This is a genomic window from Tabrizicola sp. (assembly GCF_036781545.1).
Classification (GTDB): Bacteria; Pseudomonadota; Alphaproteobacteria; order Rhodobacterales; family Rhodobacteraceae; genus Tabrizicola.
Map to the genome: position 1 here is coordinate 1 of NZ_DAIQAT010000126.1, position 10,201 is coordinate 10,201.

Below are 10,201 nucleotides of genomic sequence, written 5' to 3' on the forward strand. Positions count from 1 at the left end.
GCGCCCGGATCGCGTCCGAGGCGATGATCCCCGTCATCGCCCAGCAGGTCGCGGTCCCCAGCGCCGCCAGTTCGTGGATCGGAAAGGTCATCGCATCTCCTTTGACGTTCCGTGGCACAGGCCAACCGGCGCCGCAAGAACGCCCGCTCTTTCAACCGGCATGGTTCGGTCTTGTCCGAACCATCCGTGCTGGACAAGACCGCCGGGCTGCCGCATCCTGCGCCCATGACCGAAAGCCCGAACATCGCCGCCCTGGCCGCCGCGCTCGCCGATCCGGTCCGGGCGCGGATGGTCACGCTGTTGATGGATGGCCGTGCCCGCACCGTGACCGAGCTTGGCGCTGCCACCGGCCTCGCCAAGGCCAGTGCCTCGGAGCAGGCCGCGAAGCTGGTCGGTGCGGGCTTCCTTGCCGCCCGCAGGCAGGGGCGGCACAAATACCTCGCGCTGGCCAGTTCCGACATCGCCCGGCTGGTCGAGACGATGATGACGCTTGCGGGCGATGTCCCGGCAAGGGCGCCGCGCAGCGGCCCCCGCGATCCGGCCCTGCGTGAGGCCCGGCTCTGCTACAACCACCTTGCGGGCCGCCTTGGCGTGCAGCTTTACCAAAGCCTCTCTGCCCGCGGTTTCCTCGCCCATGCACCGGGCGGCCTTGATCTGACCGCCTCGGGCCGGGCCTTCTGCCTTGCCCTCGGCCTTGCCCCGGAGGATCTGGCGCCTGCCCGCGCGCCCCTTTGCCGCGACTGTCTCGACTGGACGGAACGGCAAAGCCATCTCGGCGGGCGGCTCGGCCGGCTTTTGCTTGCCCGGATGGAGACAGAGGGCTGGCTGCGCCGCCGCCCTGCGACCCGCGCGCTGATGGTAACTCCGCGCGGCCATCAGGCCTTTGCGCAGGCCTTTCCCGCCGCCTGACCGCTTGACGGCGCCGGGGATTCCCCTTACACGCCCCCAATCGAATTCGAGGGTCGGGGATTCCCCGCCTTCTCCCGTTTTTGACGAATCGAAGGAACACCGCAATGTCGCGCGTCTGCGAACTCACCGGCAAGGGGCCGATGTCGGGCAACACGATCAGCCACGCCAACAACAAGAGCCGTCGCCGGTTCCTGCCGAACCTGAACGAGGTCACGCTGATCTCGGACGTGCTGGGCCAGTCGTTCAAGTTCCGCGTCACCGCCGCGGCGCTGCGCTCGGTCGACCATCGTGGCGGCCTCGACGCCTATCTCGCCAAGGCCAAGGACGATGAGCTGTCGGCCAACGCGCTGAAGATCAAGAAGGACATCGCCAAGGCGCAAGCCGCGGCCTGATCCGGCTGACGTTACTGCAAAGGCCCCGCCTTCGGCATGAAGGCGGGGCCTTTCGCGTTTCAGCTGGATGGCGGGCAGATTGCACGCCTGGCCGGGGGTCGGACGGGGGCCGTGCGCAGGGTGGGGCGCGATCCACCACTCTGCGCGATCACTGGCCGTCGATCACCCGGCGCAATAGGCCTCGGCGGTCTGCCCGAAGCTCTTGTAGCGTTCCCAGAACGCATCGTCCGCGGCCGATTGCGACACCCAGGTCGCATGGGCCGCATCCGGGTCCTTGAAGAACTTCGCCGCCCGGCGCTGGTCGCCACCAGACAGCGTCATGTCCGCCGCCTGTTGGATGCAGCCACAGAGCGCCCGGTTGCCACCACGATCCGAGGCCATGCAGGCCCGCTCGATCGGACCGGCCACTGCCACGCTGGACATCATCGGGAAAACGGCCGCCGCTGCGGCCAGAAGCACATAGGGTTTCATTCGTTTCTGCCTCATTTGCCGGGCATGGCCAGGCATGTCACCCATTCCACCGCCGGTCATCTTGTAGAAGGGATGATGCCAAGTCCAAGCGATTTTTTCAAGCCCTGACAGAGGGTTGAGGGGAATCAGCGGGAATCCGCAACCCCTCGCGGGCCTGTCCAGCCTCTGCTACAAGATGAAGTGGCTGGCCGCTCGGGCCGGCCACGCGCCAGAGCCAGGACGACACCATGCCGCATCCCGCCCCCAGCCCCCGCACCCGTGCCCGCCGCCTGCACGACAAGGCCGCCTATGACCGCGCCGTGATCGATGCGATTCTCGACGCGATGCCCGTCGCCCATCTGGGCCATATCGTCGACGGCTTTCCCGTCGTCACCCCCACCCTGCAGTGGCGCGAGGGCGACCGCGTCTACTGGCACGGCTCCTCTGCCAGCCGGATGCAGAAGCGCGCGACCGGCACCGAGGTCTGCCTCACCGTGACCCTTCTCGACGGGATGGTCCTCGCCCGCTCCGGGCTTGAACATTCGGTCAACTACCGCTCGGTCATGGTCTTCGGACAGGCCGAGGTGGTGGAGGGCGCCGAGGCCAAGGCCACCCATCTCCGCCGCATGATGGAGCAGATGTTCCCCGGGCGCTGGGATGCGCTGCGCCCGATCACCGCGCAGGAGCTGAAGGCGACGCGCATCCTGTCGCTGCCCCTGACCGAGGCTTCCGCGAAAATCTCTGCCGGGCCGCCCGCCGACCCGCCCGAGGACCGCGCGTGGCCGGTCTGGGCCGGGGTCCTGCCCATTCGCCTGACCGTCGGCGCCCCGGACCCCGCCCCCGACCTGGCCCCCGGCCTGCCGGTGCCGGACCATGCGAAGGGCTATCGCATCGGCTGAAAGCCCCTGACGCCCGTCGCCGGTTTCGCCCCGTCTTGCCCGCGACGAGACGGCGAAGCCGGGACGCAGGAGCAGCCCCCTTTCGCGGCCTTGCAGGGCAGGCTATACGCGCGCCCATGATCACGCTCGACCGCATCCGCAACTTCTCCATCGTGGCGCATATCGACCACGGCAAATCCACGCTTGCCGACCGGCTGATCCAGTCGACGGGCACGGTCGCCGCACGCGACATGCAGGCCCAGCTTCTGGACAGCATGGACATCGAGCGGGAACGCGGCATCACCATCAAGGCCAACACGGTGCGGATCGAATATCCGGCCAAGGATGGCCAGACCTATATCCTGAACCTGATCGACACCCCCGGCCACGTCGACTTCGCCTATGAGGTCAGCCGGTCCATGCGGGCGGTCGAGGGGTCGCTGCTGGTGGTGGACGCCTCGCAGGGCGTCGAGGCACAGACGCTGGCCAACGTCTACCAGGCGCTGGACGCGGGGCATGAGATCGTGCCCGTCCTGAACAAGATCGACCTTCCCGCCGCCGAGCCCGAGCGGGTGAAGCAGAACATCGAGGATGTGATCGGCCTTGACGCTTCCGACGCGATCCCGATCAGCGCCAAGACCGGCCTTGGCATTCCCGACGTGCTGGAGGCCATCGTCCACCGCCTGCCTCCGCCCAAGGGCGACCGGAATGCGCCCCTGAAGGCCATGCTGGTCGACAGCTGGTATGATGCCTACCTCGGTGTCGTGGTGATGATTCGCATCATCGACGGCGTGGTCCGCAAGGGCGACCGCATCAAGATGATGCAGACCGGCGCGGTCTACGGCATCGACAAGCTCGCCGTGCTGAAGCCGCAGATGCAGGACATCGCCGAGCTTGGCCCGGGCGAGATCGGCGTCTTCACCGCCTCGATCAAGCAGGTCCGCGATACGAAAGTGGGCGACACCATCACCCATGAGAAGAAGCCCTGCGACGCGCCGCTGCCGGGCTTCAAACCCTCGGTCCCCGTGGTCTTCTGCGGCCTCTTCCCGGTCGATGCCAACGACTTCGAAGCCCTGCGCGACGCCATCGAGAAGCTGGCGCTGAACGATGCAAGCTTCACCTACGAGATGGAGACTTCTGCGGCCCTCGGCTTCGGTTTCCGCATGGGCTTCCTCGGCCTTCTTCACCTTGAGGTCGTCCGCGACCGGCTGGAACGGGAATACGACCTCGACCTGATCACCACCGCGCCTTCGGTGGTCTTCAAGCTTTACATGAATGACGGCGAGGTGCGCGACCTGCACAACCCCGCCGACATGCCCGACCTGACCTATGTCGACCATATCGAGGAGCCGCGGATCAAGGCCACGATCATGGTGCCCGACGAATACCTCGGCGACATCCTGAAGCTGTGTCAGGACCGTCGCGGCATCCAGCTGAACCTCACCTATGCCGGGTCGCGGGCGATGGTGGAATACGATCTGCCGCTGGCCGAGGTGGTGTTCGACTTCTACGACCGGCTGAAGAGCGTCACCAAGGGCTACGCCAGCTTCGACTACCAGATCAGCGAATACCGCGAGGACAATCTGGTGAAGATGTCGATCCTGGTGAACGACGAGCCGGTCGATGCGCTGAGCATGATGGTCCACCGCGACCGCGCCGAGGCCCGCGGGCGGTCGATGGTGGAAAAGCTGAAAGACCTGATCCCCCGCCACATGTTCAAGATCCCGATCCAGGCGGCGATTGGCGGCCGGGTGATCGCCCGCGAAACGCTGAGCGCGATGCGCAAGGATGTGACCGCGAAATGCTACGGCGGCGACGCGACCCGGAAGAAGAAGCTGCTGGAGAAGCAGAAGGCCGGCAAGAAGAAGATGCGCCAGTTCGGGAAGGTGGAAATCCCGCAAGAGGCGTTCATCGCGGCGTTGAAGATGGATGGGTAACTCGTAGGGTGCGCTGTAGCGCACTTTTGCGGCGCGGAACGGTGCGCTGTAGCGCACCCTACCCATACGCCCCGCCCCTCGGCGCGACCCGCACCACCAGAACCACCAGCCGCCCGTCCTCGATCACATAGACCACCCGCCAGTCGCCGACCCGGACGCGCCACTGGTTCACCTCGCCCACCAGCTTCAGGCACCCCGGTGGACGGGGGTTTTCAGCCAGCTTCTCGATCGCGCGCCTGATCGGCGTGGACAGCCGCGCGTCGCGAATGGCCCGCAGCTGTTTTTCAGCCGTTGGCGTGTAGTCGATGCGATAGCGGGTCATTCGGACTTCAGGTCAGCCTCGATCTCGGCCCATAATTGTTCATGGCTGATCGCCTTCGACGGGTCCGCCAGATATTCGGCATAGGACTCCGCTCCCAGCCGGGCCAATTCCTCGTTCTCCAGCCGCTCGTAATATTCCATCGCCTCGGGAGAGATCATCACCGCCACCGGTTTCCCGTGCTTCTTGATGGTGACATCCTCGCCGCCGTGCTGGACCTTGCCCAAGAGGTCAGCCAGCCGCTCGCGCGCTTCGGATACTGTGACTTCGATCATGGCCCGCCCATTTCGTACAAAATGATAGAAACGTAAGATACGTCATATCTGTACGAAATCAATCCCGAACCGACTGTACTCAAGCAGAAGAACGCAGAAAAGCGGGGCGATCCCTCGCCTCGCGGGTTGCTTCATCCTACCCTTCGCAGGGTTTACTTGCACACCCCCAGGTCATCGCAGAACACCCCTGCCGCGCCGCCGATGACGGCGCCGGTCAGGGCGTTCCCGCCGGTCACATCGGCGATCACCGCCCCGCCCGCAGCGCCCGCAAGGCCGCGTTCGGTGTCGGTTTGCAGGCAGCCCGACAGGGTCAGGGCGACGGCCATCAGGCCGGACAGCTTCACGAGGTTCATCGGTCACTCCTCCAGGTTCACTGGGCCGATCCTGCCCGCCCCGCCTCGCCTTCGCATCGGCCAAAGCCGCCTGTTCCGACGGCTCGGCAGGCTTTCACCCACCGCCCGCGGCGAAACCGGCGGCTCTCTGCCTACATCCCGGCCTTGGTCTCCTGTGCTTCCTCGGTGATCGCCTTTCCGGCGGTCGTCAGGTCGCGTCCTGCACCTTCGACGGTTTCGCAGGCGGCAAGGCCCAGAAGGGCGAGAAGGGCTAGGGTTCGGGTCATGGGTCAGGTCCTTGGTTGCATTCCGGGGTCAACCCATCCGCCCATGCCCCGTTCCCGGCATCGCCGACCAAAGGTCAATTTCCGCCGATGCCCGCGCGTCGGGATGAGGGAAGGTGCTTAACCCATCATTAACCAGACACTGCCATCCTGCCTGCATGAAAGCCCTCATCCCCCTTCTCTTCCTCGCCGCCTGCGGTGCCTCCCCTGCGCCGGAGTTCCTGGGGGCCACGCGCAGCGACGTCACCCTGAACGGCCGGGCCTATACGGTCTTCCAGAAGGGAGAGCGGGTGGAAATCATCCGCCTCGGCCACGCGAAACGGGGGGAGCATCAGGCAATCCGCGCCACGATGATCGAGTTGATCCCGCGTGTGACGGGTTGCAAGCTGCGCGAGTCGACGTTGACCGGCGACAGCGGCGAAATGCGGGGCTCGCTCGACTGTCCGGCTTGACTTGGGGGCCTGAAACGCCAAGAAGCAGGCAGCGCAACCGGGGCCTGTCATGCCGAAGATCGACCTCTCGCGAACTCTGCCGCAGGCAAGGATTCCCGAGCTTCCGAACCCCTATTTCGGCAAGGTCCGCGACTGCTACGACCTGCCCGACGGCACCCGCCTTCTCATCTCCTCCGACCGGATTTCCGCTTTCGACCGCATCCTCGCGGTGATCCCCTGGAAGGGGCAGGTCCTGACCCAGCTGGCCCGCTACTGGTTCGAGCGGACGGGGGATATCGCAGCGAACCACGTCATTTCCTACCCCGACCCGAACGTGGTGCTGGGGAAGAAGCTGACCATCCTCCCGGTGGAAATCGTGGTCCGTGGCTATCTTGCGGGCACCACCTCTACCTCGATCCTGACCCAGTACCAGAAGGGCCAGCGCGAGATGTACGGCCACCGCCTGCCCGACGGCCTCCGCCCGAACCAGGCCCTGCTGCAGGCGATCATCACCCCCACTTCCAAGGCCTTCGACGGCGGGCATGACGAACCCCTGACCGCCGCCCAGATCGTTGGCACGGGCCTGCTGACGCAAGCGCAATGGGATGAGGTCAGCGCGAAGGCCCTCGCCCTGTTTGCCCGCGGCCAGCAGATGGCGGCGGAGCGCGGGTTGATCCTGGTCGACACGAAATACGAATTCGGCACCGATGCGGCGGGCAACATCCTTCTTGCCGACGAAATCCATACGCCGGATTCCAGCCGCTACTGGATCGCCGAGGGCTATGCGCCGGCGTTTGCAAGCGGCGACCGGCCGCCCAGTTTCGACAAGGATGTCATCCGCTCCTGGGTCGTCGCGCGGTGCGATCCCTACAAGGACCCGGTGCCGGACATCCCGCTGGAAATGATCGAAAAGACCGCGCAGGTCTATATCGGCGCCTATGAGGCGATCACCGGCCAGCCCTTCGTGCCCGACGGCAGCGCGGCCACGCCGCTTGACCGCATCCGGGCGAACCTGATGCCGTTCTTCACGACCTGACCTGTTCGCGCTAACAGTGGTGAAATCCGAGGGGGGGACGACCATGATTCTCAGCTGTGGCGAAGCGCTGATCGACATGCTGCCCAGGACCTCCACGCTGGGTGAGGCCTGCTTTTCCCCCTATGCGGGAGGGGCGGTCTTCAACACCGCCATCGCCCTGGGACGGCTGGGGGCGCCCTCGGCATTCTTCTCGGGCGTTTCCAATGACATGCTGGGGGAAATCCTCGCGGATAGCCTGACCGCCTCGAAGGTCGACACCCGGCATCTCGCGCGCTCCGACCGGCCGACCACGGTGGCCTTCGTCAAGCTGGTGAACGGCCAGGCGACCTATGCCTTTTATGATGAGGGCACGGCGGGGCGGATGCTGTCGACCGCCGACCTGCCTGACCTGCCCGAGGAAGTTGACACCCTGTTTCTCGGCGGGATCTGCCTGGTCAACGACCCGGCCGCCAGCACCTATGAGGCGCTGCAGGCCCGCGACTGCGCGACCCGCGTCACCATGGTCGATCCCAATATCCGGCCCGGTTTCATCGCCGGCAAGGAAACCGAATATCGCGCCCGGATCGAGCGGATGGTAGCGAAGGCCGACGTCGTGAAGCTTTCCGACGAAGACCTGCACTGGCTGGAAGGGCAGGGCGACCCGACCGCGCTGGCGCGGGGCATTCTGGCCCGGGGGCCGAAGGTGGTCTTCATCACCGAAGGCGCGAACGGCGCGCGAGCGGTGACGGCGACGCAGGATATTTTCGTGGCGGCGCAGAAGGTTACGGTCGTCGATACCGTGGGCGCCGGGGATACGTTCAACGCCGGGGTCCTTGCAGCGCTGCACCAGGCCGGTGCGCTGACCAAGGCCGGGGTGGCCGCGCTGAGCGATGCCACGCTGACCGCCGCGCTCTCCCTTGGCACGCGGGCGGCGGCGGTCACCGTCAGCCGTGCCGGGGCCAACCCGCCCTGGGCGAACGAGCTGTGAGGGCGGTTCTCCAGCGCGTCACCGAGGCCCAGGTCCGGGTCGACGGCGAGGTGATCGGCCAGACCGGCAAGGGCTTCCTGATCCTCGTCTGCGCCATGGGCGGCGATACCGAGGCACAGGCCGAGAAGCTGGCCGCCAAAATCGCCAAGCTCAGGGTCTTCAAGGACGATCAGGGCAAGATGAACCTGTCGGTCCGCGACATCGGCGGTTCGGCCCTGGTGGTCAGCCAGTTCACCCTCGCCGCCGATCTGCGCGGCAACCGGCCCGGCTTTTCCACCGCCGCGCCGCCAGCCGAGGGCGAGCGGCTTTACCTCCATTTCAGCCAGGCGCTTGAAAAGGAGGGTGTTCCGGTCGCCAATGGCCGCTTCGGCGCCGACATGGCGGTCAGCCTCGTCAATGACGGGCCGGTGACCATCTGGATGGACACCGACCAACCCTGATCACTTGAACGGGTTGCCCGGGGTGCGCTTGGTGATCACGTCGCCGCAATCGATCAGCGCCGAGATCGAGGCGCTGGAGCCCGCCAGCGAATAGTTCTGCACTTCCTTCCCGCTGTTGTCGCGCAGATAGAGCCGATTGCCCCGCGCAACCTCGGCGATGAAATTCACCCCGGCCTGGCTGTCGGGCAGGTAGAACAGCACCGAATTCTGGTAAAGCTCCGCCCCGGTCAGGTTCCACGGCGCGCGGCGGTCGATTTTCACGCCCAGGTCGGCGGTCTGGCCTTCGCCGAAAGCCCAGGCAGTGGAATAGAACTGCAACTGCACCGCGCCGTCCGGGAAGGTCCAGATCGAGAAGCTTTCTCCCGGAGCCTTCACCTCGGCCACGCAGCCGACCGAGCCGTCGTCCCAGCCGACAATCGAAACCTGCCAATGCTTGTGCGAAAAAAGGACCTCGGACTGCTGCGCGCTTGCTATCCCGGTCCATGCGGAGATCAATGCTGCCGCCAAGCCCATGCTAAACTTCATCTTCATATTCCTGTGAATGCATCCCTCGCAGCCCGTTTTCGCGCCGTGCGGCGATTCAGGCAAATGAAACTTGCTGTCATGCAAGCGACAATCCGTTCCCGTTGCCGGATCAGGACGCCCATTCCCAGGGGTTGGAGAACTGCCCCAGAATCGCGGCAACCGCGCTATCCTCTGCCGGCCCCGATTTCGCCAGCTGGGCGACGAGGCCCCGCTTCTTGTCCTCGACCACCGTCGCGACACGGGCGGGAAGACCGGCCCCGGACAGGGCGGCATCGTAGGTCCGGGTGATCGCCAGCCGCCGCAGGTCGGGCTTGAACACCTTGCCGACCGCCGTCTTCGGCAATTCCTCCAGAATTTCCAGATGCTTGGGCACAGCCGCGCGCTCGCTGATGTGCTTGGCCGCGTAGGCCATCAACTCTTCGACCGTGGCCGAGGCGCCCTTGACCAGCTCGACATAGGCGCAGGGCAGTTCCCCCGCATGAGCGTCGGGCTGGCCGATGGCACCGACGAAGGCCACCGCCTCGTGCCCCATCAGCGCTTCCTCGATCATCGCCGGGTCGATGTTGTGGCCGCCGCGGATGATCAGGTCCTTGGCGCGCCCAGTGATGAAGAGATAGCCCTCGGCGTCGATCCGGCCCAGATCGCCGGTGCGCAGGAAACGGCCATCGGCGAAGAGCTCCCGGTTCTTGTCGGCCTCGGTATAGGTCGAGCCCTCATAGACGCCGGGGTTCGAGATGCAGATCTCTCCCACCTCGTCCACCGCGCATTCGCGAAAGCCGATGGCACCCTGCGAGGTCAGGATGCGCACCTGCGTATACGGGAACATGAGGCCGACCGAGCCGATCTTCTTCACCCCGTCCGGCGGGTTGACCGAGACGAGGCAGGTGGCTTCGGTCAGCCCGTATCCCTCGACGATCTCGACCCCGGTTTCCTTCTTGAAGCGGTTGTAAAGCTCGACCGGCAGGGGGGAGGAGCCGGAGAAGCCGTTCTTCATGCTGGAGATGTCGGCATTGACCGGACGCTGCA

15 protein-coding genes are annotated in these 10,201 nt (G+C 65.8%); 8 read left to right on the top strand and 7 right to left on the bottom strand.

Translation table 11 applies throughout. The features are described from left to right. The first annotated feature begins 171 nt into the window (after window positions 1-171). Together V7Q39_RS15665 and rpmB are read left to right on the top strand one after the other, a co-directional pair. Entirely contained in the window at window positions 172-909 is a 738-nt protein-coding gene (locus V7Q39_RS15665) for an ArsR/SmtB family transcription factor (RefSeq protein WP_333817545.1), read from the top strand. A 104-nt stretch (window positions 910-1,013) separates the two neighbouring features. Then, entirely contained in the window at window positions 1,014-1,301 is a 288-nt protein-coding gene (rpmB, locus tag V7Q39_RS15670) for a 50S ribosomal protein L28 (protein WP_333817546.1), read from the top strand. 162 nt (window positions 1,302-1,463) lie between these two features. On the opposite strand, the gene V7Q39_RS15675 is transcribed toward rpmB, so the two are convergent. Next, entirely contained in the window at window positions 1,464-1,772 is a 309-nt protein-coding gene (locus V7Q39_RS15675; protein WP_333817547.1) for a hypothetical protein, read from the bottom strand. A 227-nt stretch (window positions 1,773-1,999) separates the two neighbouring features. On the opposite strand from V7Q39_RS15675, the gene V7Q39_RS15680 reads away from it, so the two are divergent. Both V7Q39_RS15680 and lepA read left to right on the top strand, forming a co-directional pair. Further along, window positions 2,000-2,650 (top strand): pyridoxamine 5'-phosphate oxidase family protein, encoded by a 651-nt coding sequence (locus V7Q39_RS15680; protein ID WP_333817548.1) that lies wholly within the window; start codon window positions 2,000-2,002, stop codon window positions 2,648-2,650. 116 nt (window positions 2,651-2,766) lie between these two features. Next, a complete protein-coding gene (gene lepA, locus V7Q39_RS15685; protein WP_333817549.1) occupies window positions 2,767-4,566 on the top strand; it encodes a translation elongation factor 4 in 1,800 nt (599 codons plus the stop codon). Between the two features lie 58 nt (window positions 4,567-4,624). Here the strand turns inward: lepA and V7Q39_RS15690 are convergent, their stop codons facing one another. The 4 genes from V7Q39_RS15690 to V7Q39_RS15705 all read right to left on the bottom strand — a co-directional run bounded on the left by V7Q39_RS15690 (window position 4,625) and on the right by V7Q39_RS15705 (window position 5,779). Then, on the bottom strand, window positions 4,625-4,888 hold the full coding sequence (locus V7Q39_RS15690) for a type II toxin-antitoxin system RelE family toxin (protein WP_333817550.1): 264 nt from the start codon (window positions 4,886-4,888) through the stop codon (window positions 4,625-4,627). Then, window positions 4,885-5,160 (bottom strand): type II toxin-antitoxin system Phd/YefM family antitoxin, encoded by a 276-nt coding sequence (locus tag V7Q39_RS15695; protein ID WP_333817551.1) that lies wholly within the window; start codon window positions 5,158-5,160, stop codon window positions 4,885-4,887. The genes V7Q39_RS15690 and V7Q39_RS15695 overlap by 4 nt, the downstream gene beginning before the upstream one ends. Window positions 5,161-5,312: 152 nt before the next feature. Next, entirely contained in the window at window positions 5,313-5,513 is a 201-nt protein-coding gene (locus V7Q39_RS15700) for a hypothetical protein (RefSeq protein WP_333817552.1), read from the bottom strand. A gap of 131 nt (window positions 5,514-5,644) precedes the next feature. Then, window positions 5,645-5,779, bottom strand: a complete 135-nt coding sequence (locus V7Q39_RS15705; protein ID WP_333817553.1) for an entericidin A/B family lipoprotein — start codon at window positions 5,777-5,779, stop codon at window positions 5,645-5,647. Window positions 5,780-5,934: 155 nt separating this feature from the next. On the opposite strand from V7Q39_RS15705, the gene V7Q39_RS15710 reads away from it, so the two are divergent. The 4 genes from V7Q39_RS15710 to dtd are packed head-to-tail and all read left to right on the top strand — an operon-like array spanning window position 5,935 to window position 8,650. Next, window positions 5,935-6,228: a hypothetical protein gene (locus tag V7Q39_RS15710; protein ID WP_333817554.1), complete on the top strand. Its 294-nt coding sequence runs from the start codon at window positions 5,935-5,937 to the stop codon at window positions 6,226-6,228. 49 nt (window positions 6,229-6,277) lie between these two features. Then, window positions 6,278-7,243, top strand: a complete 966-nt coding sequence (locus V7Q39_RS15715) for a phosphoribosylaminoimidazolesuccinocarboxamide synthase (RefSeq protein WP_333817555.1) — start codon at window positions 6,278-6,280, stop codon at window positions 7,241-7,243. Window positions 7,244-7,286: 43 nt separating this feature from the next. Then, window positions 7,287-8,210 (top strand): carbohydrate kinase family protein, encoded by a 924-nt coding sequence (locus V7Q39_RS15720; protein ID WP_333817556.1) that lies wholly within the window; start codon window positions 7,287-7,289, stop codon window positions 8,208-8,210. Continuing rightward, entirely contained in the window at window positions 8,207-8,650 is a 444-nt protein-coding gene (gene dtd, locus V7Q39_RS15725; RefSeq protein WP_333817557.1) for a D-aminoacyl-tRNA deacylase, read from the top strand. Before V7Q39_RS15720 ends, dtd begins: the two co-directional genes overlap by 4 nt. Here dtd and V7Q39_RS15730 read toward each other — a convergent pair whose 3' ends face one another. Both V7Q39_RS15730 and V7Q39_RS15735 read right to left on the bottom strand, forming a co-directional pair. Continuing rightward, the gene (locus V7Q39_RS15730) at window positions 8,651-9,175 is read right to left on the bottom strand and encodes a hypothetical protein (RefSeq protein ID WP_333817558.1); all 525 of its coding nucleotides are present in this window, start codon (window positions 9,173-9,175) and stop codon (window positions 8,651-8,653) included. A gap of 109 nt (window positions 9,176-9,284) precedes the next feature. Further along, the coding region (locus V7Q39_RS15735; RefSeq protein ID WP_333817559.1) for an AMP-binding protein at window positions 9,285-10,201 on the bottom strand (917 nt) is incomplete at its 5' end.

Excerpts from the sequence above, each read along its gene's own strand:
- V7Q39_RS15720 (WP_333817556.1), top strand. The coding sequence starts at position 7,287 with ATGATTCTCAGCTGTGGCGAAGCGCTGATCGACATGCTGCCCAGGACC.
- V7Q39_RS15695 (WP_333817551.1), bottom strand. The coding sequence starts at position 5,160 with ATGATCGAAGTCACAGTATCCGAAGCGCGCGAGCGGCTGGCTGACCTC.
- rpmB (WP_333817546.1), top strand. The coding sequence starts at position 1,014 with ATGTCGCGCGTCTGCGAACTCACCGGCAAGGGGCCGATGTCGGGCAAC.
- V7Q39_RS15675 (WP_333817547.1), bottom strand. The coding sequence starts at position 1,772 with ATGAAACCCTATGTGCTTCTGGCCGCAGCGGCGGCCGTTTTCCCGATG.
- V7Q39_RS15705 (WP_333817553.1), bottom strand. The coding sequence starts at position 5,779 with ATGACCCGAACCCTAGCCCTTCTCGCCCTTCTGGGCCTTGCCGCCTGC.
- V7Q39_RS15710 (WP_333817554.1), top strand. The coding sequence starts at position 5,935 with ATGAAAGCCCTCATCCCCCTTCTCTTCCTCGCCGCCTGCGGTGCCTCC.
- lepA (WP_333817549.1), top strand. The coding sequence starts at position 2,767 with ATGATCACGCTCGACCGCATCCGCAACTTCTCCATCGTGGCGCATATC.
- V7Q39_RS15730 (WP_333817558.1), bottom strand. The coding sequence starts at position 9,175 with ATGAAGTTTAGCATGGGCTTGGCGGCAGCATTGATCTCCGCATGGACC.
- V7Q39_RS15690 (WP_333817550.1), bottom strand. The coding sequence starts at position 4,888 with ATGACCCGCTATCGCATCGACTACACGCCAACGGCTGAAAAACAGCTG.
- V7Q39_RS15700 (WP_333817552.1), bottom strand. The coding sequence starts at position 5,513 with ATGAACCTCGTGAAGCTGTCCGGCCTGATGGCCGTCGCCCTGACCCTG.
- V7Q39_RS15680 (WP_333817548.1), top strand. The coding sequence starts at position 2,000 with ATGCCGCATCCCGCCCCCAGCCCCCGCACCCGTGCCCGCCGCCTGCAC.
- V7Q39_RS15715 (WP_333817555.1), top strand. The coding sequence starts at position 6,278 with ATGCCGAAGATCGACCTCTCGCGAACTCTGCCGCAGGCAAGGATTCCC.